This is a genomic window from Bacillus sp. ISO11 (genome assembly GCF_003458115.1).
In the GTDB taxonomy this organism is placed as follows: Bacteria; Bacillota; Bacilli; order Bacillales; family Bacillaceae_G; genus Bacillus_A; species Bacillus_A cereus.
On sequence record NZ_QXCO01000005.1, the window covers coordinates 229,984 to 252,865 of the forward strand.

Consider the following 22,882-nt stretch of genomic DNA (forward strand, 5'->3'; position numbering starts at 1 on the left):
TCTTCACACTTCCCCTTGAAACTTTTTTACTATAATTTAGTTACTTTTATTTTAGCAAATTACAATATTATAAAGTGTAAATTTTTTGTAAAGACATCCGTACAACCTAATGTTTTAGTTCAAATAACAAGTTAATATTCGTTTTTAATACTCTTTCTAACTGTTTTTTTTGTTTTTCAGCCTGCACCTTTTCCGCTAATGCCGATTTTTCACATAAAGCTTTAAATGTTAATCCTTCTTCGTTTTCTGTTATAGATATGGTATCAATAAGCGATCGTTGCCTTACATTTAAAGTAGCTGAAAATTGTAAAACAGCTCCTAACAGGCGGATTTTTTTTTGTTCGCTTTTATCAAACCAACCTTCAAATGGAGATAAATGTTGTTTAAATAACATTTTTGATTTATACGATGCAATAAGCGCTAGCCTTACTCGATCTTTATGCATCATGCCATCAATTGTCTTATTCGCTAATAAATAAAACGTATGTAAACGGCTTGCTTCTTCGTCTATATATTTGCCTATATTAAATACTTTCGCTGCTTGATGGAACACTTCCCAGTCTTTTACTGACATAGAAATAAGCCCTATTTCCTCAAGTTGTTTGCAAATTAGTCTTCCATGTTTAATAAGCTGAATAACAAATTCCATGTCCATTTCGTATTCATGTGATAGTAAATGCAGACTTTCTTCAACTACGTTCGGATAATATGAAATCCCCAAATCTTTTGTCAACTCTTCATAGAAAACACCTTCTCTTAACCCTTTTCTACTTAATACAAATGCCGGTGCCCCTATAACATTAACAAGTGTATGAAATACTTCAACCGCTGGAATAATCGTATCTGCTCGATCTTTTGCCAATCCTTCCAATTTCTGAAGTTCTATGAACGACAATTTTTCCAATTCATCTTTTACACTTTCAATATCTTCTTCTTTCATCTTGTATAAATGTAATCCTGCTATAGGATAACATATTAAATTTTGATGGATTTTCACTAAGTTCCTAGCACTACCACCAATTGCAATAAGAGGCAATTTCTTATTGATTAACCATGGTAACGTTCGAAATTGAAACTCTAAATACTGTTGCATTCCCTCTAACTCATCTTTAGTAGGAATATCCCCTTTAATAAATTGTTGCTTTAAAGAAAGTGCCCCGAATGGAAAACTATGGTAATCTAAAATTTCTCTATTTCTAAAGTATGTAACTTCCGTACTTCCCCCGCCGATATCTACCGTTATTCCTTCTGAAAACGATGTAGAATTCATAACCGCCAAGTATCCGTAACGCGCTTCCTCATACTCTGATAATACTCTAAGAGTAAAGTCCGTTTGTCCTTCAACAAGCTTTTTAATTTCCTCTTGATTCTCCGACTGTCTAATTGTTGCTGTTGCAACACAAAGTACATGATGCAACTGATGGAATCTTGTACTTTCTTGAAATTGAAATAATGTCTGTAATAATACTTCTATTCCCTCTTCATTCAACACACCATCAATTAAGTAATTCCTTAACCTAGCAACAACTTTCGTATTTTCAATCTCTTTATAAAAACCTCCATTTTGCTTTTCATAAATAACTAAACGCATTGTATTAGATCCAATATCTATAATGGCATACTGTTGTTTTAATATTTCTTTCAAACTTCTCACTCTTTCATTATCAAATTTCAAAAACATATTCTATTACTATTATACAAAATAGTTGTTTTTTGTAACAATATTGCTTTAATATTGAAAATATATACAATCACTTTTTGCGTATAATAAATACCTATTTTATTTATGGTATAATAATGAAAAATTGAAAGGAGATTCAATATGAAACCTTCACAACCACAATCTCAATTACAAAACCAACATTCTATTAATCGACTAGCTCAATCTATTTTCGTTGTGAATCGTCATGCTAAAGCAGCTACTAATCCTAAATATTTATACTGGTTAAAAAAGACAGCTTTAGAACGTTTGATTGCTGAAAAAAAAGCAATTAAAGAAGGATTACATTTTTCTAGAAACCCACGTTTTAGCCAACAACAATCTGATGTCCTTATACGTTTAGGCGATTATTTTTTCCACATCCCTCCTACGAAAGAAGATTTTCGAATTCTACCGCATCTTGGTCATCTTGAATCCTCCTATCGAAATCCGAAAACAACCTTATCTTTAACAGTGGCAAAAAAAACAATTCAAGATTATATTGGTCCTGAAGCATTAAAACAAGAAAAAAAATTAAGTGAACCTGTTCCATGGTATAGTCGTACTTATACAAAAAAATAAAACAGTTTGGCCAAGTGTAGGCCAAACTGTTTTATTTTTTCTCTTCTTTAATTTTAATATTTGCTTGTTTATAAAAAGCTACTTTTTCTGTATTATAAGACTTTGTGAATTCATTAAATTTATCTTTTTCTGACTCAATATCCTTATAAGATTGATTTACTACTTTTACTTTTTCACTAATATCTTTTAATTTAGTACCTTTATCTTGTAACATTGTATATAACTCTTTTTCTTGTTTTAAAGATTTGTCATAGCTGTCATACATTTTATTAAATGAATCGTGTCGTTTCTCATACATGCTTTTCACTTTATCAGCTTGATCTTTCAATTTCTTATCTTCAATTTTCTTCACATACTTATCAGCTGACTTCACTTCTTCTTGCGCTTTATTTAAAACTTCTTTTTCTTTTGTAAGCACTTTTTCTCGTTCAGTTGTATTTTTCACTGCTTGATTCAGTTTTTCTTTAACAGTTTGATTATTATCTTTTCCTTCTTGAACAATCTGGTTATATAATTCTTGTCCTTCTTTCTCTAAAGTCTCAAGTTTTTTTGCATCTTCAAACATTGTTTTTTCTTGTTTAGCAGCGTTTTCAAACGCTACATATAATTCTTCTTCTGGTTTCGGACCGAAACAACCGACTAATAAAATCATTGATAATGCAGTTACAATTGCTAATTTACTATATTTCAACATCTCTTCCTCCTACTTATAAACGACCATCGTGTAATATAAAAAAGTTATAAAATATGTAATTGTTCTATACACTCGCATCTTTTTTACGAAGATCATTAATATTGTTTGTACAAATTATTACTTGATATTACATTATTCTTTTTGAATTATTTAGCAATTCCATATCCATCTTTAAGTATACTACTTCGTGTTTTTTAAGGCCTGTTCACACTATGTATTACTTTAATGTCCACGGAATTTCACCTCAGTCTTAATAAGACTATAATAGTTCACCTGATAAAAGGTGATCGCTCCGCTCTCACGTCTATCATTCCCTTTCCAGCTTTCTATCAATTAATCTCTTTGTTCATTTTACACAGTACAATCGATATCTCGCAACAACTTACAAATATTCTTTTCATTTCCTAAAAAGGAAAAGTGTAGAGCTTGCTTTCCTCTACACTTTTAAAATAAAACACACTGTGCAAATTGCATTGACACTACCATCATAATTATATGCTTATTTCATATATTTTTAAAGACTTTTATTACAAACGTGGCGTTTTTTTGTAATAAAAGTCAAAAAAATGTTACAAATAAAACATCTTCCTATCATATATCTTCAAATCAAAGCTTCACTCATTTTCTTGCAAATTTCTATACTGGTACAATTGATTTTGCGACTTTCTCAACAGTTCTTCAAACGTTTTTCCTTCTACTGGATAGCTAGCTGCTCCAAATAAAAGAGTGACACTGAGTAAATCACCTTCTATTTCACTTTCAATATTTTTCATTAATCGTTTTGTTATTGTTGATGTTTCATGACCATTATCAATTGCTACAATAACGTACTTATTTTCATCCCACTTTGTAACAACATCGCCCTTCCGAATTGTCTTTACAATGGTACTCTCTAATTTTTGTACTAACACTCCCAACTTTTTTTCTTGCAACGTGTCTTTTAATCCTTCCCATTCTTTTACAGAAAGAATGTACACTGTAATATTACGAGAATCTCTTTCAGATAAAGCAGCTACTTTCCCAAAAAAATCAACAACAAAATCATTGCTTGCCATTCCTCCTACTTCCATACCCATACGCTCGTTCGCTCTTTTATCGTACCAATGTCCAAAATAATAACTTAGTATCATTTGCAATATATAAATAATAAAGACAGTATAAAATGATCGTGAATCCAGTTTTGCAATTACATCCTGAAGTGCAATCCATTCTGTAACTGCCACAGTATTGCCAAGCAATAATCCACTAATTTTCCCTTTATGTTTCATACTTTTCCCCCTTTTATACCAATATATGTTTCTATATCAATAATGTTTTTCTACAAAATAAAAAATGTACATATGCAATGTACATTTCTGCTTAAGCTTGTATACCTTTTCTACTCTATTTCATATATATATAATATAACTTTTATAGAAAGGAGTAATCTATATGCTACAAAAAGAGAATCTATCAGATGCTATGCGTTTACTAGCTGGTTTTCTATTATCATTAAAATTATTATTTACCTCTTTCGGCATACACTTTATTACAAACGATCAAATCGACGCTATTGTTAATGTTGTTTCATTTTTATTTATTCTATACTTTGGCTACAAAAATAACTATGTAGGAAAAAAAGGAATAGAGCAAAAGAAAATACTCAAAAAACACAACCTTCACTAAAAAAGGAACCTTTTGTACAGGTTCCTTTTTATCATTGACGCACAACAACTTCATTTGTTTGCAGTGGGCCATATGATATCTCTTTATCTTGAAATGTATATGTAGCCTGAAAGAATGTTTGTTTAAGAGCTTTATCTTTATTAGCTTTTATTTTACAACGTAGTTCCACCTTCTCATTCGGTAACAAATCATCAATTCGCCATCTAACAAGCTGGAATAAAAACTCACTTATCCCCTTATCAACTTTTAAAGAATTAGGAATATAAGCAAAGTAATCTCGAATCATATGACTTACAACAACTCTCGAAATCATTTCTACCCCTTTATTTTCCACTTCAATTCGCATAATAAGTATGTCGTTTACATCGTAGGTCAATTCATACGAAAACTGTTCTGTATACATACTACCAATTTGTAATGTAACGGCTACTTGAGGAAATTCGTTTTCCTTTTTCGATCCGTCAATCCACAATACTGGTTGTAGCGGTATTGAATACTTTCCTGTATCCGAAATTCGTCCCCATATTTTCATAATATATATTCACCTCATTTCAGATGTAACATACACACAATGAATTCCCCAAATCACTAAAGCTTGCTACAAGCAATGTTTAATATTTCTCTTCCTTTTATCCTATTCGACAATATGAAGAAAAAACCATTTTTCATCTATTAACAGAAGGTGTTCTTTATGAAATTTTTTTACAATTTACTTCATTTCCTTTATAGCAATATTCAGTATGGCTCACTCGTTCTCTACTCATACGAAAGAATATTTTGACGGAAGAAAAAGTTTGCCTTATAGTCAAATTTGACTATAATATTCTTTATGGCATATCAGTGCACTTATGGAAAAGGAATTAAAATCAACTATACATTTAAAATTTTTTATCCACTGCACTCAAAACTTAATATAGTTTACTTATTTCTAAAGGAGGGTTATATTTGGAAACTCAACCATTAAAAAAAGACGCCAACAAAACAAAATTTGTTGTTGCTGGTTTACTGCTTGGTATATTAATGGCCGCAATGGATAATACAATCGTTGCAACCGCAATGGCAACAATCGTTGGAGACCTAGGAGGATTTGATAAGTTTGTTTGGGTCACATCAGCTTATATGGTAGCAACAATGGCAGGGATGCCTATCTTCGGGAAACTTTCTGATATGTACGGGCGGAAACGTTTTTATATTGGGGGCCTCATTCTTTTCTTATTCGGTTCTGCTCTTTGCGGAACAGCTTCAAGTATTGAGCAATTAAGTATTTATAGAGCTATTCAAGGTATCGGTGGTGGTGCCCTTATGCCTATCGCCTTCACAATTATGTACGATATCTTCCCACCAGAAAAACGCGGAAAGATGACAGGACTATTCGGTGCTGTTTTCGGGACATCTAGTGTATTCGGTCCTTTATTAGGTGCTTATATTACAGACTATATAAGTTGGCATTGGGTCTTCTATATTAATATTCCATTAGGACTTATCTCCTTTTTCTTCATTACTAAATACTACAGTGAGTCTCTAGAATTTAGAAAACAAAAAATTGATTGGGCTGGTGCTATTACACTTGTCATAAGTATCGTTTGCTTAATGTTCGCATTAGAACTTGGTGGTAAAGAATATGCCTGGAATTCTACTGTAATTATTGGCTTATTTACAACAGTAGTTATTACGCTTATTATTTTCTTCTTTGTAGAACGAAAAGCAACCGAGCCTATTATTTCGTTCCATCTATTTAAAAAACCTTTATTCGCAGCTAGTCAAGGAGTTGCCTTTTTCTATGGTGCCGCTTTTATTATCTGTACAGTTTATATTCCAATCTTCATTCAAGGCGTTCTTGGAGGTTCCGCCTCTAATGCTGGATTAATTTTAACACCAATGATGGTTGGTTCTGTAATTGGAAGTCAAACCGGAGGACAATTAGCGTCTCGAACAAGCTATCGTAACATTATGATGGTATCTGGTTTCTTCTTCGTTCTTGGTATTTATTTATTAAGTACTTTAACAATGGACACACCTCGTTTACTCGTAACACTATTTATGATTCTCGCTGGGCTTGGTGTTGGTTTCTCATTCTCAGTATTAAGTATGTCTTCTATTCACAAGTTGGAAATGCGGGACCGTGGTTCGGCGACATCAACAAACTCATTCTTCCGATCACTCGGTATGACTCTTGGTGTAACGATTTTCGGTACAATTCAAAATCATATTTTTACAGATAAACTAAACTCTGTATTTCCCCCTGAACTAGCAAAATTAGCTCCAAAAGGCGGAGACACAAGTTTCTTATTATCACCAGGCGCTACCGCAAAAATTCCTGCTGAAATATTAGCGGGTATTAAAGAAGCTCTCGCTACATCTATTGCGAATACATTCTTCTGGGCACTCATCCCGGCTGTACTAAGTATTATTTGTATTTTACTTATGGGAAATGAACGCCTCTTTACAGGCCCTAAAAAGAAAGAAAAACAAAAGCAAGTTAGTTAATATAAAAAAGAAGCGGCATATTCCTTTATGAAAAAGGATATGCCGTTTATAATATGTATAAAGTGAAACTTTAATCAGTGGGGGGGTGTTCATCCCCCACTGATTATTAGCCCTCACCAATCGGGCTTTTACGGGCAGTTAATCCCCACCTAACTTCTTTGCTTCCGCTGAATTTTTGGGTGGGGATCTTACTGGATAAAGTTTTTATATACAGGAGTTGAGACAGCATGAGCATGAAATTAGTCATTCTCGGCTTGCTACTCGAAGGAGATAAACATCCATATGAAGTGCAGCATATTATGAAAGAACGACAAATGGATTGTTACATTAAATATGCTAAAGGATCACTTTATTACGCCTTCGAGCAATTAGAAAAGCAAGGCGCAATTCATATTACAAACGTAATTAGAGACACAAATCGACCTGACAAAACGATTTTTCATATAACAGAAGAAGGCAAAAAACTATTCCACACTTTACTATTAAAACAATTCGAAGCCAAAAACCAAATATATAAACCTATTTATTCAGCCTTATCTTTCGCTCACTTTAGCAATGATCACGAATTAGTTCCTATTTTAGAAAAAAAGAAAAACGATACTCTTCAATATTTACATACTATGCAAACGATATATGATTGTAATAAAGGAAAGGTTCCACGTGCACAACTATATATTTTGCAAAGTGTAATTGAGCATATTACAGTTGAATTACAATGGCTAAACACCCTCCTTAAAGATGCTATAGCAGGCCGACTTTCAGAAGTTGCTATAGATGAAAATTGAGCTATGAAAGAAGGCATCCCTACTTCTTTCATAGCTCAATTTCTCTTTTTATACTGTAATATTATTAGTTAATCCAGGATGAAAAGTCATAATAATAAGAAATAAAAACTTTTGAATTTTCTTATTTCAAAACAGTAGACAAAATTCCAAAAATTGTGTTAGAATTTGTTTCAATATCATATCGCTTGTTAAATTCCTTTCAAAAGGAAAATAGGTACACGAAAGTTTCGTTTCGTGTTTAAAAGGGAAGCTTGGTGAAACTCCAACACGGTCCCGCCACTGTAAATGCTGAGATTTCTTTTTGGTGCCACTGTGAAAACGGGAAGGTGAAAGAAATTATATGAAGCATAAGTCAGGAGACCTGCCTGTTTTAACAACACTGATAGATTCACGGATGATGATGAGGTGTTAAAACAAAAAGGAAGGCTTATTTTCTATGTCTTTGTACTTTTTGTTATAGGTATTTCCTAGTAAACGGAAATGCTTACTTTCAATTAGGGAGGAATTTAAAATGGCAATTCAAACAAGTAACTTAGGTTATCCACGTATCGGACTACAACGAGAGTGGAAAAAAACATTGGAAGCTTTTTGGTCCAATAAAATCGATGAAGAACAATTTTTAACAACAATGAAAGAAATTCGCCTTCAACACGTAAAAGTACAGCAAGAAAAAGGGATTGAACTCATTCCAATTGGCGACTTTACATATTATGATCACGTTTTGGATACTGCCTATATGCTAGGATTTATTCCATCACGTTTTTCTGAGTTTACATCTTACCTTGATGTATATTTCGCAATGGCGCGTGGCTCTAAAGATCACGTAGCTTCCGAAATGACAAAATGGTTTAACACAAACTATCACTATATCGTTCCTGAATATGAAGAGGGATTACAAATCTCTTTAAAAGATAATCGCCCACTTCGCTTATACGAAGAGGCAAAACAAGAATTAGGAGTAGATGGAAAGCCTGTTATTTTAGGACCATATACTTTCTTAAAATTAGCTAAAGGCTATACACAAGAACAATTTCCTAACATTTTAAAACAGTTAGTTGCACCTTACGTACAACTGCTTTCAGAACTACATGCAGCTGGGGCACAAGCCATTCAAGTTGATGAACCGATTTTCGCTTCTTTAACTAAAAAAGAAGTTCAACAAGCAAAAGAAATTTATGAAGCTATTCGTAAAGAAGTTCCAAATGCGACTCTTCTTTTACAAACATATTTTGATAGCGTAGAAGAAAACTATGAAGAAATTATTACATTCCCGGTATCCGGTATTGGATTAGATTTCATTCATGGTAAAGAAGGTAATCTAAATGCTATTTCAAAATATGGATTCCCAGCTGATAAAACTTTAGCTGTCGGTTGTATAGATGGCCGTAACATTTGGAGAGCTGACCTTGATGAAGTTCTTGAGTTATTTACAACGTTACAAAAACAAGTCCAAACGAAAGATATCATCGTTCAGCCTTCTTGTAGCTTATTGCATACACCAATCGATAAAACAGAAGAAACTCACTTATCGACTGAGCTGTTTGATGCGTTAGCATTTGCAAATCAAAAATTAGAAGAGTTAGTTCTTATTCATTCCGCTCTCACTCAAGGTACAGAAAGCATTAGTAATGAGCTGGAAACATATCGAAACGTACATCATACAATTCGTTCATCTGCTGCACGTAACCGAGAAGATGTCAAAGCAGCACGAACAGCACTAAAAGAAGAAGATTTTTCACGTCCTCTTCCATTTGAAAAACGATACGAATTACAACAAGTTGCTCTAGAGTTACCGCTATTACCAACAACGACTATTGGTAGCTTCCCGCAAACAACTGAAGTTCGTCAAACGCGAAAAGAATGGCGTAACGGTGTTATTTCAAATGACCAATATGAACAATTTATTGAAAAAGAGACAGAAAAATGGATTCGTTACCAAGAAGAAATTGGGCTTGATGTACTTGTACATGGTGAATTTGAAAGAACTGACATGGTCGAATATTTTGGTGAGCGCCTTGCTGGTTTCTCATTCACTAAAAACGGTTGGGTACAATCATACGGTTCCCGCTGCGTAAAACCACCTGTTATTTATGGTGATGTAGCCTTTATTAACGGCATGACTATTAAGGAAACAGTTTATGCACAAAGCTTAACAGAGAAAGTTGTAAAAGGAATGTTAACCGGACCTGTTACAATTTTAAATTGGTCTTTCGTTCGAAATGATATTCCAAGAAAAGAAGTTTCGTATCAAATTGCACTAGCTCTTCGTCACGAAATTGAACTACTTGAATCTTCTGGAATTAGAGTAATCCAAGTCGATGAGCCCGCACTTCGTGAAGGAATGCCACTAAAAGAAAAAGATTGGGATGCTTATATTACATGGGCAGTACAATCCTTCCTTTTAGCAACTTCTTCTGTAGCAAATGAAACACAAATTCATACTCATATGTGTTACAGTAACTTCGAAGATATTGTTGACGCGATTCGCGCATTAGATGCAGATGTAATTTCTATCGAAACATCAAGAAGTCACGGAGAATTTATTGATACATTAAAACATACAACATATGAAAAAGGCATTGGCCTAGGTGTATATGATATTCATAGCCCACGTGTACCGAGTAAAGATGAAATGTATAAAATCGTAGAACAATCTTTAGAAGTATGTGATCCTAAATATTTCTGGATTAATCCCGATTGTGGTTTAAAAACGAGAAGAACAGAAGAAGTTATTCCAGCTTTAGAACATATGGTGCAAGCAGCGAAAGATGCTCGTTCCCTTTTAAAAACAAACGCATAACAAAAATGGGTTATCCTTTTCTCAGGATAACCCATTTTTTATTCTTTACTTTCAAAAAAGAATTCATATTGTATTTTATATAATTCATCATCCGTTGGCTCTTCAAGAGGAATTGCTTGTAATACAACTGTATACTCACCATTTGGAATAGGTATTTGAAATTTATTAGAAAGAATACTCGTTATAACGATACTTTCATTTTCAACTGTAAAAGGAACCGTAATCGTTCTAACTACTTCTTCTTTTTCAATATGTTTCCCTGGGGTCACTTTCACTTCACAAGTATAATCAGAAAGTGCTTCAAAAATAACAGTTCCATCTGCCTTAGCATAACCTCTTTCAAAATCTTCATCAGTCCAATCTACATAAGGCTGCTCACCGTCATAGTTCATCAACATTAATTGCGAATAAGAAATCGTTAACTCCATAGTTCCCCTTCTCCTTCATTATGAAATATACAACTACTACTTCACTTCAAATTTTACTCGCGTACCATCTGGGTATTTATCTAACTTATTCCCTACCCAAGAGCCTGCTCCACGGTTATCCGCCGGACTTATATATTCAATATGTGCTCCTTTTCCGCCTTCCTTGCACATCGCCATTGGCCATTCATCACGATCATACCCTTTTTTTGATGGATATGGTGCTAACGACAATTTCCTTCTATCTGCAGCACCACCACGATCGATTGTACAAACTTCTGAATGCCCTTCTTTTATAGCATCCGTAATATGTTTTCCTGTCTCTGGATAACGTTCTTTCGGAAATTCTAACACTTGATCATACGTATTCGTTTTCTTTACACTTGTTTCCTCTGGCACAAGTACTTCATAAACTGCTACTAAAATAGACAGAATTGCGATAATTGAAATGATAATACCTTTTAATTGCTTCATGTATACCTCCATGTTTCTACCAGTTTCTTTTCCTCCGTTATTATAACAAACTTCTCCTGTATATGTTTTCAGACATTATTTTAGTTATTCCTTGCCATTCCGCCAAAAATTTTCATTTTTTCACTAATGCTGTAGAAAACTAATAGCCTTCCGACATTCTTTTTCAAAGGAAGTCCTCATAAAAGATTGAAATGATATATACGATACTTTTTGGGGAGGAAATATGATGGAAGCTACCTATAAAACGAAAGATGTCACGAATAAAACAGGCATCCCAAAACATATAGTTCGCAAATATAGTCAACTGTTAGAGGAACATGGTTATATGATTTCCAAAACAGCTGATGCTCGTATTTATAAACTTGATGATTTAAAATTATTGAAATCTATACACGAAAGAGCTGCTACATTACAAGAAGATATTTCAGAAACGATACCGATTATTTTAAAAGAAAAAGAGGCCCCACCTGTACCAGTTATACAAGATAAGCAAGGGATACAAACGAAAGAAAAAGAAGATGGGCGTAACTTTGAGGAGTTCATGTTAAAACTTGAAATGCTAGCTCAATTAAATGAAGCAATTATTCATCAAAATTCTACTCTAATTACACAAAATCGTTTAAAGGATGAGAAACTAGACGAATTGATGCAACAAGTTTATGTAAAAGAAGGCTCTCAAGAAAAAATGCTTCAAGAGTTAGTCGATCACGCCGCTCAAACAGATGCACTGCAAAAAGAAAAGATGGACTTATTAATGAATCATATGTATAAACGAGAATCCAAACAGGAAGAAAAAATGAATAAACTTGTTAGTCAAATTTATAACAAAGACAGTAACCGTGATGCACAGCTTATGCAAGTTATTCGAGAAATTCAAGAAACAAAAAGAATGGTTGCTGCCTCAAAAGAGCAAAGCTTCTTTCAATCATTTAAAAGTTTATTTAGCCGAGCAAAACAAGAAAAAACAAATGAATAAACAATATAAAATAAAAAGTTACCTTTCATCGGTAACTTTTATTCCTTATTTTGTACAGCTGGTAATATAATAATTGCTTCAGTGCCTTTTCCACTTTCACTCTTATATTCCAATGTACCATTATGCGCTTGTAAAATACTAAATGTTACCATAAGTCCTAATCCTGTCCCTTTTTCTTTTAAAGAATAATATGGTTGCCCAAGCCTTGCTAACTGTTCTTTCGTCATACCAACACCACTATCTTTAACTCTTATTATGATTGTTTCATCTTTTTGAATAGCTGTTACTTTTAAATATCCTTTATTTCCTTGAATTGCTTCAATACCATTTTTAACAACATTCATAATAGCTTGCTTCAATTTTGTCTTATCACCAATCGTATAAAGACTTTCTGAAATTTCAACTTGTAAATATACACCTTGCATCGCTGCAAATGACGACATAAGAGTGGTCATTTCTATTAATTGGGCTGATAAACAAATGTGTTCTTTTTTCTCAATTTGCGGCCTTGCTAAATTTAAATAATCTGAAATAATTTGTTCCGCCCGATCCAATTCAGCTAATACGAGACGCATATAATCCTTATTCTTCACATCTTCCGTACTTTCTAGCAATTGGATAAATCCACGAACAACAGTTAGTGGATTTCGAACTTCATGTGCCACACTTGCTGCTAACTCACTTACAATATTAAGCTTTTCTGATTTTTGCATCTCTGTACGTAGCAATGCATTTTCATTTAAATATTCAGTTAAATACACCTGGAATACCATTGTCATGACCATGATAAGCGAGGCAAATATAAATCCGCTATATATTTGCGAAATATACGGTGTAAATCCTGTTTCCAAAAGAACATTAATCATGCCTAATACTAAAGAAACAAGCACATAAAATGATGAAATCATAAATGCTAAAATTAATTTCTTATCCCTTGAAAAAAGAGACCATTTCTTTGATAAAAATAGCGGAACTATCAATAGAAATATTACTTCTAAAACTGGAAGAAAGCTCATTCCCTTTAGTAACCATTCATATGCAACAAAAATAACCGCTGGGATTAAACCAACAATCCCACCATATAAAAAACCACTGACAATTGGAATGGGGTGAAAGTTATACCCACACACATTGCCAAAACAAATAGAGTATGTCATGGAGAGAACGAGCGTAACGCTAGATAAAAACATAATAAAGTAACGATTTGGCTTCGGAGGCATTTCTTGATAGCGATTTAAACGAATCGCTTCATATAAAAATAGTGGCAAAATTATGATGGCAATTTGAATCAATAAATCACGGATAAGCTCCATAACCTCTCATCCCCTATATGTATTTTGATATGATTATATCATTTTATAGGTGTATTTGTTTTAAAATTTTGATTTTTCTTAACATATTTGTTAATTCTTTGTTAACAACTCATAATAATTGTTACAGATTTTCGAAATGATTGTAAACCCTGTACCAAATTTCCTTCGTGCAGTATACAATGAATACGGATTACAAAGAAAATATAAAAATACTTTTTTAGACGGACAACTATAGCAAAATACAGCATATAATCCATACTATCTATGTTTACAAATAAGTGATCATTACTTTAGTAGGAGGAAGATAAATATGGCGGGTACTACGCTTGTTTTAAAAGAAGAAAATTTGGTTGTTCTAGAAAATGTTGAAAAATCAGTATATGAAGAGTTACAGCATAAAGCGGGAGAAGAAAACTGCACATGTGCTGTGAACGAATCAGTTGTTCACCTTGGCAAGGTATCCTCTGTACTCTGGAATGAAGATGAAATAGATTGGGAATACGGATATTAAAAAGTCGCTTATAGCGGCTTTTTTTCTCTTTTCTCTCTCTTTCTAAATAACATATACAAAGCGTAATCATAGAAAATATGATAAAATGAACTTAATTTTCAAACGGAAGAAAGGGAGATACAATGGAACAATTCATTAACCCTAGAGTGAAGGATATCCAAATTTCTGGAATCCGTCAATTCTCTAACATGATTCAAAACTATGGTAATTTGATTTCTTTAACAATTGGACAACCCGATTTCCCTACACCTTCTCTCGTGAAAGAAGCGGCAAAACGGGCTATTACAGAAAACTATACAAGCTATACACATAACGCTGGTTTACTAGAATTACGTAAGGCAGCTTGTAACTTCGTAAAAGATAACTACGATTTACATTACTCACCTGAAAACGAAACCATCGTTACAATCGGTGCTAGCGAAGCAATTGATGTTGCATTCCGAACGATTTTAGAGCCAGGAACAGAAGTAATTTTACCTGCTCCTATTTATCCAGGCTACGAACCTATTATTCGATTATGCGGTGCAACGCCTATTTTTGTAGATGTTCGTGAAACTGGATTTCGTTTAACAGCTGAAGCGCTTAAAAATGCTATTACAGAAAAAACAAGATGTATCGTACTACCGTATCCTTCTAATCCAACTGGTGTAACTTTATCCACAGAAGAATTAAAAGATATTGTAGATGTTTTAAAAGATAAAAATATTTTCGTCCTTTCAGATGAAATTTATAGCGAGCTTGTATATGAACAAAAGCATACATCTATCGCACATTTCCCAGAAATGCGTGAAAAGACAATTGTCATTAACGGTTTATCTAAATCACATTCTATGACCGGCTGGCGTGTTGGACTTTTATTCGCACCAAGCTATTTAGCAGGACACATATTAAAAGTTCATCAATACAATGTAACGTGTGCTACTTCAATCGCTCAATACGCTGCAATTGAAGCATTAACAGCAGCTAAAGACGCACCAAAAATGATGCGCCACCAATATAAAAAACGCCGTGATTACGTATATAATAGACTCACTCAAATGGGATTAACAGTTGAAAAGCCAACAGGTGCATTTTACTTATTCCCATATGTTGGTCATTTGACATCTTCATCATTTGATTTTGCACTTGATCTTGTCAAAGAAGCGGGACTAGCTGTAGTTCCTGGAACAGCATTCTCTGAATACGGTGAAGGCTACCTTCGCTTGTCCTATGCGTATAGTATCGAAACTTTAAAAGAAGGCTGCGACCGATTAGAAGCCTTTCTAATGAAAAAAGCTAAGAGTTAAACTCTTAGCTTTTTTATGCATAATGATCACAAGTTTGACGTTTTAGTAATTTATGAGGAATAATGATACACTTTGCAGTGGATTCTGCATTCTCTACTTTATCAACTAAAGCTTTTGCTGCCTCATATCCTAGCTGATAAATATTCACATCAACTGTCGAAAGTGGAGGGCTCGCAATTTCTGATAATAAAGCATTATTAAAGCTTACAATAGAAACATCTTTCGGTACAACGAATCCTTTTTTAGAAAGAGCACTTAACACACCAAGTCCAATTAAGTCATCCGTTGCCATAATTGCCGTTGGCGGTTGCTGCAGTCCCATTAATTCCTCAACAGCTTGTTGACCACTTTCCCTCGAAAAATCAAAATGTAAAATATATTCTTTTGGTAATACAATGTCTGCTAATTTCAAGGCATCACTCATACCAGCTAAACGATCTCTCGTTACAAGTAAATCTGATCCACCACCAATGAACGCGATTTGCTTATGCCCTAATGAAATTAAATATTCTGCCACTTCTCTTGCAGCTGTATAATTGTCATTATCTACATATGTAATTTCATCTTTTCGATCATATGGTTTTCCTATTAAAACAAACGGGAAATTTTGTTCATGTAAATATTGAATAATCCGATCATTCTCCCTTGAATATAAAAGAATAATGCCACCAATTTGGCGTCCCTGTACCATCTTTACGACACCATTAAAAATTTCTTCTTCCGTTTCACCTGTCGACATGTAAAGCGCATAACCTTCTACGTGTGCAAATGAACTAATCCCTCTTATAACTTCTGGGAAAAATGGATTTTGAAAAGCTTTACTTGCAGAACTTGGCATAACAAGACCAAGTGTTTTCGTCGTTTGGTTCGCAAGATTTCTCGCATTTAAATTGGGATGATACCCTAATTCACTCATCACTTTCCTAACACGGCGCTTTGTCTTTTCACTTATACTTGGATTATCAGCAATTACACGAGAAACTGTTGATGGTGCAACATTCGCTTGCTTCGCCACATCTTTAATTGTAACTGTCATAAAAATCCCCCTCCTCTCATTTCTCTGCCATTTTTCATATATTTTATCTCGCACCCATTGCAAGTCATAAACTTTCATTTCTTATATCTTGCAAAACTAATCCTATTCTCCCTCTTCATGTATTGTAAGGGATATAGCTATTTTTTCCTATACTATAATATACTATTTATTTCACTTCTTTTCATATGTGATGTCAAATCTCTTTTCATCTCCCTATAAACTTATTTATAGGGAGATGAAAAGAAAAATGGGACGTAATGTCCCATTTTTCATCCTTTTGTACCTCCAGCTGTTAAACCAGAAATAAAGTATTTTTGTAGTGATAGGAATAAAATTGAAATTGGGATCGCAATTAACACAGAACCCGCTGCAAACGTTGTAAATTCATTACCGAATTTCTTCGCAACCATTTCATATAATCCAACTGCTAAAGTATAATTTTCTGGTGTTCGCAAAATAATACTCGCTAAAATGAAATCTGTAAATGGACCAATGAAAGTAAATAACGCTACAACCGCTACGATTGGCTTTGCAAGTGGCATAATAATTTGCCAAAAAATACGAAAATGTCCTGCTCCATCCATTCGAGCTGATTCATCCAGTTCTTTCGGAATCGTATCAAAATACCCTTTCATAAGCCATGTATTCATCGGAATAGCCCCGCCTACATAAATTAAAATTAATGCAAGGTGTGTATCAATTAATCCTGTTAATTGAGCTAATACGTATAAAGCAATTAACGCTGCAAAGTTTGGAATCATTTGCAGAATTAAAAATGTTAATAAACCATTTTTTCTTCCAACAAAACGATATCTCGAAAATGCATAAGCGGTAAAACTAATTGCTAACACTGAGAAAATCATCGTTAAAACACTTACTTTTAATGTGTTTTTATACCATAGTAAGTAATTACTATTCTCTAGATCTAATAACTTACGATAATGATCTAACGTTGCATTTTGTGGAATAATACTTGATCCAGATAAACTATCACCTGGATTAAACGATGAGCCAATAATCCATAATAACGGATAGAAAATGATGGCACACATTACGAAAATAACTAAATAACTTAATGAGAGACGTAACATCTTCTGTCTTTTAATATTCATTTACATCATATCCTCTTCTTGGAATGATTTTGTTCTCTTAAATTGCCATAACGCAACTGTAATAACAATTAACGATAATATCATTGTAAGAGCTGCTGCTTTTCCGTACTGCGCTGAAGTCATCGTTAACTTATAAATCCATGAAATTAAAATATCCGTTCCACCTGCGTCTTGTCCAGCTACAGCAGGACCTCCACCATTAAATAGATAGATGATACTAAAGTTATTAAAGTTAAACGTATATTGCGTAATTAATATTGGTGCTGTTGCATATAACACAAGTGGCAATGTAATTTTACGAAACTGTTGCCAAGCTGTCGCTCCATCTACTGTAGCCGCTTCATATAATTCTCCCGGAATCGATTGCAGTATACCTGTTGTCATCGCAAAGATAAACGGGAACCCAAGCCACGTTTGAATCATAATTAAAGCAATCTTCGCCCAAAATGGATCTGTCATCCAAGCAATCTTTTCAATTCCGAATAAAGCTAATACTTGATTGTTAATCGCTCCGAATGTTTCATTAAACATACCAGAGAAAACAAGAATAGATACGAATGCTGGAACCGCCCACGGTAAAATGAAGATTGTTCGAATAATCGCCTTTCCTTTAATACCAGGCTGATTTACGATAATCGCTAAGAAAATACCAAGTGCAACTTGTAATGTTGTTGCAACGAATGTCCAAATGACAGTCCAAGAGAATACACTTACAAATGTCTCTCTCCACATCGGTAAAGTGAAAATATCAATAAAGTTTTTAAAGCCCACCCAATCTACTAATTTAGCTGGAGGAGAATGATATAAATCATAGTTTGTAAATCCAATTAAAATTACGAAGATGATTGGAAATACGACCACAAAGATAAGTAGTAGAAAACCTGGTGAAACCATTAAATAAGGAAAACCTTGATCTAACAAATTACGATATTGCTCTTTTACAGAATTTAACGGTGTTCCGCTATCACGTTTCTTTCCATTTTGGTATGCATCATATAAGTTAAATGCATATATGCCTAGCCCAAAAGCGATAACGATAAGGGCCAAGATTCCTTCTACTAATAGAAAGACAGAATGGTCACGTGGAACTTCTGTACCAAGCGTTACAATACCCCATAATCCCATATTTAATAAATCAGCAAAGGCTACAATAAAAGAACCTGTTAATACTAGAAAAATAAGACCTTTTACAAATTGTTTATTATACATTTGGCCCACGCCTGGAATGATTGATAACATGGTTGCCATTTTCCTATGCTTTGAATGGTTTAACCCATTTGCTGGTTCCATAGATGTTTGCATGTTCCTTCCCCCTTTTTTCTTCCTACATGGAAGGGAGAGAATTCGTGCCTCTCATATTAGAGGCACGAATTTCACCTTATTTTTTCTTGTTATGATTTGCCTCAATATTACCTTTAATTTGTTTCACTGCACTATCAAGCGCCGCTTTTGGTGCCTCTTTATCTGTAACAACTAATTGAAGCGCATCTCCAGCTGGTTTCCAAACTTCTTGCATTTCTGGAATGTTTGGCATTGGAATTCCATTTTCAGATTGCGTTGCAACTGCTTTTGCAGCTTCGTTATCTTTAATAATTGGATCTTCCATTACTGATTTTACTGGAGGAATTTCTTTTGTTTTCTCAAATCGAATTTTTGCGTTTTCTTCATTTGTTACCCACTCAGTGAATTTTGTAGCTAAATCATTTTGTTTAGAGAAACTTGTTACATGCCATCCTTTAACCCCAACAAACGTTTTCATTGGTTGACCATTTGGTAATTTCGGCATTGGAGCAACGCCATAATCAATCCCGTTCTTTTCCATTGCTTGGAACGCCCATGGGCCATTCATGATAGAAGCTGCTTTTCCTTCATTGAATAGTCCATCAGCAGCAGGCCCACCTGATTCACCGATAATACCTTTTGGGAATAATTTTTCCTTGTACCATTTTTGAAGATATTCAGCACCTTGTACTGCTCCACTATTATTTAATCCAACATCACTTGCATTTGGCTTTCCATCTTTTTCACCAAATACATAACCGCCCATACCTGCCATGAATGCATTAGCAAAGTAGAAGTTATCTCCTAATGCTAAAAATCCGTACTTGCCATCTTTCGTAAATTCTTTTGAGAAGTTAAACAGCTCGTCCATCGTTTCTGGCGCTTTTGGCATTAGTTTTTTATTGTAAATAAAGACTGGTGTCTCAATTGCTTTTGGTAAACCATATAATTTTCCGTTATATGTCTGTGCTTCTATTGATGAATTAGTAAATTTACTCTTTACAGCATCATCTGCTTTCACTTCAGAAAGTAAACCTTCTGTTACTGCATTTCCGATTTGATCGTGTGGCAATGTTACAACATCTGGTCCAGTCCCCGCTGGCCCATCAAGGCGTAACTTCTTCACTTGATCTGTCATTTGCATTTCAACAACTTTTACTTTTACTTTATATTTTTCCTCAAAGCTTTTCACTGCTGGTTCTAAACCAACACCTTTTTTATCATCTTCCCAAACAAGAAGATCATAGTCTTTTTTCGCTTTACTTTCCTCTTTTTTCCCTGAATCTTTCGGTCCACATGCAGATAACATACCAATAGATAATGCTGAAACCGTTAATAATGATAATGCTTTCTTCATCCCAAAAACCTCCCTAAATTGTCTATGTACCTCAGTAACTGAAAACGTTTGCATTTAATAGTTTAATTGAAGCGCAAACAATATCTCAATCTATGAAAACGTTTGCGCTATTTGTCTATCATTATACATTCTTTTATTCATTTTGCAAATATTAATTTAAAAATTATGTCATTATACTCTTTATACATTGACTTTATATAAAATGAATACTACTCTTATAAGCAATATTAAAGCTACGAGAAAGGCAATCGTTTGCAATACAGGCTTTATTATTACACTTAAGGGAATACTATGTATAGAGATATTGAAGGGGGATTTTCTATATGTTTAAAGAAGCCATTTATCATAGGCCGAAAGATAATTATGCATACGCTTATGATGAACAAACAATTCACATCCGAGTACGTACTAAGAGAGATGATATTCAAAGCGCCGATCTTATTTACGGTGATCCTTACGAATGGAAAGACGGGAAATGGATATCAGCAAGTACACCCATGAAAAAAACGGGTTCTACTGCATTATTTGATTATTGGTCCATTGCAATCGAACCAAAATTTAAGCGCTTACGTTATGGGTTTGAATTAAAATCTGAAACAGACACTCTTATTTATGCAGAGCGAGGATTCTTTTCTAGCATTCCAAATGATGATGTTGGTAACTTTTTCTGTTTTCCATTTATTCATGCAGATGATGTATTCAAAGCACCATCTTGGATTAAAGACACCATTTGGTATCAGATTTTCCCTGAGCGATTCGCTAATGGCGATAGTACGCTGAATCCAGAAAACACCCTTCCTTGGGGAAGTGCGAATCCAACTCCAACTAATTTTTTCGGCGGAGATTTTTCTGGTGTTATTCAAAACCTTGATTACCTTGTTAAGCTTGGCATTTCCGGAATATATTTCACACCTATTTTCAAAGCTCATTCAAACCATAAATATGACACAATTGACTATATGGAAATTGACCCACAATTTGGGACGAAAGAAACTTTTAAAGAGCTCGTTGAAGAATGTCATAAGCACGGTATAAAAGTAATGCTCGATGCTGTGTTTAATCATAGTGGATACTTTTTCGAGAAATTTCAAGACGTACTAGAGAATGGTGAGAAGTCCGCATATAAAGAGTGGTTCCACATTCATGAATTTCCGATTATAACCGAACCACTTCCAAATTATGATACTTTCGCCTTTACACCGTATATGCCTAAATTAAATACAGCTCATCCAGATGTAAAAGAATACTTACTTGAAGTAGGACGTTATTGGGTACGAGAATTCAATATAGATGGCTGGCGCCTTGATGTCGCCAATGAAGTCGATCACAACTTTTGGAGAGAATTCCGAACTGAAATAAAGACACTAAATCCTGAAGTATATATTTTGGGAGAAATTTGGCACGATGCCCTTCCGTGGCTACAAGGCGATCAATTTGATGCTGTCATGAGCTATCCTGTTACAAATGCTCTACTTTCTTACTTTGCTAACGATTCCATTAAAGCAAGTGAATTCATGAAGCAAATTACAGAATCTCTACATTCCTACTCTATGAATGTAAATGAAGCAGCATTTCATTTATTAGACAGCCATGATACTCCAAGAATTTTAACAACATGCAACGGAGATAAAAATAAGTTGAAATTGCTCTATGTATTCCATCTTTCTTTCATCGGCTCTCCTTGTATTTATTACGGGGATGAAATTGGTATGGATGGCGGCATGGACCCTGATTGCCGTAAATGTATGATTTGGGATACTAAAGAACAAGATCATGCATTATTTACCCATATACAAACATTGATTTTATTACGTAAACAACATAAAGCATTTGGAGGACATGGTACTTTTCAATTCATCGAAGCAAATGATGAACATAATTATATTTCTTATACGAAAACATATGAGGATGAAACTATCTTTTTCGTTTTAAACCCTACTAATAGTGAAGTTACAGTTTCACTCCCTCTTCATGTTACTGGTAAGAAAATAATTAACATTTATACAAACGAAGAATTTTCAGCGGAAGCAAGTGTATTACAAGTTACACTTCCTCCATATGGATTCTCCATATTAAAATGGTAATCCAAAAAAGCCTTATGCCAAGTTCGAATGAAGTGACCCCCGAAAGTTAGACAGGTCGTTTCATTAGGCAGCCTCTAGGGTATGAGCCCGGTATTGTACTGGGCTCATACCCTTTAATTTTGCCTTAATTCTTTTATGATTATAGTATTCTATATACTTTGCTAATTCTTGTTTGAAATGTGTTATACTTTCAAATTCTTTTCGATACAGAAATTCCGATTTCATGATACCGAAGAAATTTTCAATAACGGCATTGTCATAACAGTTTCCTTTGCGAGACATACTTTGAGTTATGCCACAATTCTTAAGAGAATG

At 34.1% G+C, this 22,882-nt stretch carries 21 protein-coding genes and 1 riboswitch; of the genes, 9 read left to right on the forward strand and 12 right to left on the reverse strand.

Annotated features, from left to right (window positions below; translation table 11 throughout):
* Positions 1 to 106: 106 nt before the first annotated feature.
* Positions 107 to 1,681 carry a Ppx/GppA family phosphatase gene (locus D1166_RS07705; RefSeq protein ID WP_118043264.1) on the reverse strand — a complete coding sequence of 525 codons (1,575 nt, stop codon included), beginning with the start codon at positions 1,679 to 1,681 and terminating at the stop codon, positions 107 to 109.
* Between the two features lie 141 nt (positions 1,682 to 1,822).
* Between D1166_RS07705 and D1166_RS07710 the strand changes: the two genes are divergently transcribed.
* A complete protein-coding gene (locus D1166_RS07710) occupies positions 1,823 to 2,281 on the forward strand; it encodes a YkyB family protein (RefSeq protein ID WP_000804862.1) in 459 nt (152 codons plus the stop codon).
* A gap of 31 nt (positions 2,282 to 2,312) precedes the next feature.
* Here D1166_RS07710 and D1166_RS07715 read toward each other — a convergent pair whose 3' ends face one another.
* Positions 2,313 to 2,975 (reverse strand): YkyA family protein, encoded by a 663-nt coding sequence (locus D1166_RS07715; RefSeq protein WP_097856051.1) that lies wholly within the window; start codon positions 2,973 to 2,975, stop codon positions 2,313 to 2,315.
* A gap of 614 nt (positions 2,976 to 3,589) precedes the next feature.
* Positions 3,590 to 4,243 (reverse strand): diguanylate cyclase domain-containing protein, encoded by a 654-nt coding sequence (locus D1166_RS07720; RefSeq protein ID WP_000680811.1) that lies wholly within the window; start codon positions 4,241 to 4,243, stop codon positions 3,590 to 3,592.
* 163 nt (positions 4,244 to 4,406) lie between these two features.
* On the opposite strand from D1166_RS07720, the gene D1166_RS07725 reads away from it, so the two are divergent.
* A complete protein-coding gene (locus D1166_RS07725; RefSeq protein ID WP_000939446.1) occupies positions 4,407 to 4,640 on the forward strand; it encodes an SPP1 phage holin family protein in 234 nt (77 codons plus the stop codon).
* A 31-nt stretch (positions 4,641 to 4,671) separates the two neighbouring features.
* Here the strand turns inward: D1166_RS07725 and D1166_RS07730 are convergent, their stop codons facing one another.
* Complete coding sequence (locus tag D1166_RS07730; RefSeq protein ID WP_000708120.1) at positions 4,672 to 5,172, reverse strand: hypothetical protein; 501 nt, start codon at positions 5,170 to 5,172, stop codon at positions 4,672 to 4,674.
* Between the two features lie 413 nt (positions 5,173 to 5,585).
* On the opposite strand from D1166_RS07730, the gene D1166_RS07735 reads away from it, so the two are divergent.
* The 3 genes from D1166_RS07735 (at position 5,586) to metE (ending at position 10,712) form a co-directional block, all read left to right on the forward strand.
* Entirely contained in the window at positions 5,586 to 7,127 is a 1,542-nt protein-coding gene (locus D1166_RS07735) for an MDR family MFS transporter (protein ID WP_000449900.1), read from the forward strand.
* A gap of 227 nt (positions 7,128 to 7,354) precedes the next feature.
* Positions 7,355 to 7,912: a PadR family transcriptional regulator gene (locus D1166_RS07745; protein ID WP_000062063.1), complete on the forward strand. Its 558-nt coding sequence runs from the start codon at positions 7,355 to 7,357 to the stop codon at positions 7,910 to 7,912.
* Positions 7,913 to 8,107: 195 nt separating this feature from the next.
* A riboswitch (cobalamin riboswitch) is annotated at positions 8,108 to 8,295 on the forward strand.
* A gap of 128 nt (positions 8,296 to 8,423) precedes the next feature.
* Positions 8,424 to 10,712 (forward strand): 5-methyltetrahydropteroyltriglutamate--homocysteine S-methyltransferase, encoded by a 2,289-nt coding sequence (gene metE, locus D1166_RS07750; protein ID WP_001007604.1) that lies wholly within the window; start codon positions 8,424 to 8,426, stop codon positions 10,710 to 10,712.
* A gap of 38 nt (positions 10,713 to 10,750) precedes the next feature.
* Here metE and comJ read toward each other — a convergent pair whose 3' ends face one another.
* On the reverse strand, positions 10,751 to 11,140 hold the full coding sequence (gene comJ, locus D1166_RS07755) for a competence protein ComJ (protein ID WP_000424030.1): 390 nt from the start codon (positions 11,138 to 11,140) through the stop codon (positions 10,751 to 10,753).
* Between the two features lie 36 nt (positions 11,141 to 11,176).
* Positions 11,177 to 11,611, reverse strand: a complete 435-nt coding sequence (nucA, locus tag D1166_RS07760) for a DNA-entry nuclease (protein ID WP_000811494.1) — start codon at positions 11,609 to 11,611, stop codon at positions 11,177 to 11,179.
* Between the two features lie 226 nt (positions 11,612 to 11,837).
* Between nucA and D1166_RS07765 the strand changes: the two genes are divergently transcribed.
* Positions 11,838 to 12,587, forward strand: coding sequence for a DUF3967 domain-containing protein (locus tag D1166_RS07765; RefSeq protein ID WP_097856050.1), 750 nt, complete (start codon positions 11,838 to 11,840; stop codon positions 12,585 to 12,587).
* 38 nt (positions 12,588 to 12,625) lie between these two features.
* Here D1166_RS07765 and kinB read toward each other — a convergent pair whose 3' ends face one another.
* Entirely contained in the window at positions 12,626 to 13,900 is a 1,275-nt protein-coding gene (gene kinB, locus D1166_RS07770; RefSeq protein ID WP_000420369.1) for a sporulation sensor histidine kinase KinB, read from the reverse strand.
* Between the two features lie 310 nt (positions 13,901 to 14,210).
* Between kinB and D1166_RS07775 the strand changes: the two genes are divergently transcribed.
* Positions 14,211 to 14,411 carry a hypothetical protein gene (locus tag D1166_RS07775; RefSeq protein WP_000929280.1) on the forward strand — a complete coding sequence of 67 codons (201 nt, stop codon included), beginning with the start codon at positions 14,211 to 14,213 and terminating at the stop codon, positions 14,409 to 14,411.
* 122 nt (positions 14,412 to 14,533) lie between these two features.
* On the forward strand, positions 14,534 to 15,697 hold the full coding sequence (locus D1166_RS07780) for an aminotransferase A (RefSeq protein ID WP_000434600.1): 1,164 nt from the start codon (positions 14,534 to 14,536) through the stop codon (positions 15,695 to 15,697).
* Positions 15,698 to 15,710: 13 nt separating this feature from the next.
* Here the strand turns inward: D1166_RS07780 and malR are convergent, their stop codons facing one another.
* From malR to D1166_RS07800, 4 genes are all read right to left on the reverse strand, one after another.
* Positions 15,711 to 16,733 carry a maltose operon transcriptional repressor MalR gene (malR, locus tag D1166_RS07785; RefSeq protein WP_000219053.1) on the reverse strand — a complete coding sequence of 341 codons (1,023 nt, stop codon included), beginning with the start codon at positions 16,731 to 16,733 and terminating at the stop codon, positions 15,711 to 15,713.
* A gap of 269 nt (positions 16,734 to 17,002) precedes the next feature.
* Positions 17,003 to 17,845, reverse strand: coding sequence for a maltosaccharide ABC transporter permease MalD (gene malD, locus D1166_RS07790; protein ID WP_001022608.1), 843 nt, complete (start codon positions 17,843 to 17,845; stop codon positions 17,003 to 17,005).
* A complete protein-coding gene (malC, locus tag D1166_RS07795; RefSeq protein WP_001194996.1) occupies positions 17,846 to 19,147 on the reverse strand; it encodes a maltosaccharide ABC transporter permease MalC in 1,302 nt (433 codons plus the stop codon).
* 76 nt (positions 19,148 to 19,223) lie between these two features.
* The gene (locus tag D1166_RS07800; RefSeq protein ID WP_000709923.1) at positions 19,224 to 20,483 is read right to left on the reverse strand and encodes an extracellular solute-binding protein; all 1,260 of its coding nucleotides are present in this window, start codon (positions 20,481 to 20,483) and stop codon (positions 19,224 to 19,226) included.
* 323 nt (positions 20,484 to 20,806) lie between these two features.
* Here D1166_RS07800 and D1166_RS07805 point away from each other — a divergent pair, with 323 nt between their 5' ends.
* Positions 20,807 to 22,567 (forward strand): alpha-glycosidase, encoded by a 1,761-nt coding sequence (locus D1166_RS07805; protein WP_000471776.1) that lies wholly within the window; start codon positions 20,807 to 20,809, stop codon positions 22,565 to 22,567.
* 63 nt (positions 22,568 to 22,630) lie between these two features.
* On the opposite strand, the gene D1166_RS07810 is transcribed toward D1166_RS07805, so the two are convergent.
* The coding region (locus tag D1166_RS07810; protein WP_141530432.1) for an IS3 family transposase at positions 22,631 to 22,882 on the reverse strand (252 nt) is incomplete at its 5' end.

Excerpts from the sequence above, each read along its gene's own strand:
- D1166_RS07705 (WP_118043264.1), bottom strand. The coding sequence starts at position 1,681 with ATGTTTTTGAAATTTGATAATGAAAGAGTGAGAAGTTTGAAAGAAATA.
- D1166_RS07710 (WP_000804862.1), top strand. The coding sequence starts at position 1,823 with ATGAAACCTTCACAACCACAATCTCAATTACAAAACCAACATTCTATT.
- D1166_RS07715 (WP_097856051.1), bottom strand. The coding sequence starts at position 2,975 with ATGTTGAAATATAGTAAATTAGCAATTGTAACTGCATTATCAATGATT.
- D1166_RS07720 (WP_000680811.1), bottom strand. The coding sequence starts at position 4,243 with ATGAAACATAAAGGGAAAATTAGTGGATTATTGCTTGGCAATACTGTG.
- D1166_RS07725 (WP_000939446.1), top strand. The coding sequence starts at position 4,407 with ATGCTACAAAAAGAGAATCTATCAGATGCTATGCGTTTACTAGCTGGT.
- D1166_RS07730 (WP_000708120.1), bottom strand. The coding sequence starts at position 5,172 with ATGAAAATATGGGGACGAATTTCGGATACAGGAAAGTATTCAATACCG.
- D1166_RS07745 (WP_000062063.1), top strand. The coding sequence starts at position 7,355 with ATGAGCATGAAATTAGTCATTCTCGGCTTGCTACTCGAAGGAGATAAA.
- metE (WP_001007604.1), top strand. The coding sequence starts at position 8,424 with ATGGCAATTCAAACAAGTAACTTAGGTTATCCACGTATCGGACTACAA.
- comJ (WP_000424030.1), bottom strand. The coding sequence starts at position 11,140 with ATGGAGTTAACGATTTCTTATTCGCAATTAATGTTGATGAACTATGAC.
- nucA (WP_000811494.1), bottom strand. The coding sequence starts at position 11,611 with ATGAAGCAATTAAAAGGTATTATCATTTCAATTATCGCAATTCTGTCT.
- D1166_RS07765 (WP_097856050.1), top strand. The coding sequence starts at position 11,838 with ATGGAAGCTACCTATAAAACGAAAGATGTCACGAATAAAACAGGCATC.
- kinB (WP_000420369.1), bottom strand. The coding sequence starts at position 13,900 with ATGGAGCTTATCCGTGATTTATTGATTCAAATTGCCATCATAATTTTG.
- D1166_RS07775 (WP_000929280.1), top strand. The coding sequence starts at position 14,211 with ATGGCGGGTACTACGCTTGTTTTAAAAGAAGAAAATTTGGTTGTTCTA.
- D1166_RS07780 (WP_000434600.1), top strand. The coding sequence starts at position 14,534 with ATGGAACAATTCATTAACCCTAGAGTGAAGGATATCCAAATTTCTGGA.
- malR (WP_000219053.1), bottom strand. The coding sequence starts at position 16,733 with ATGACAGTTACAATTAAAGATGTGGCGAAGCAAGCGAATGTTGCACCA.
- malD (WP_001022608.1), bottom strand. The coding sequence starts at position 17,845 with ATGAATATTAAAAGACAGAAGATGTTACGTCTCTCATTAAGTTATTTA.
- malC (WP_001194996.1), bottom strand. The coding sequence starts at position 19,147 with ATGCAAACATCTATGGAACCAGCAAATGGGTTAAACCATTCAAAGCAT.
- D1166_RS07800 (WP_000709923.1), bottom strand. The coding sequence starts at position 20,483 with ATGAAGAAAGCATTATCATTATTAACGGTTTCAGCATTATCTATTGGT.
- D1166_RS07805 (WP_000471776.1), top strand. The coding sequence starts at position 20,807 with ATGTTTAAAGAAGCCATTTATCATAGGCCGAAAGATAATTATGCATAC.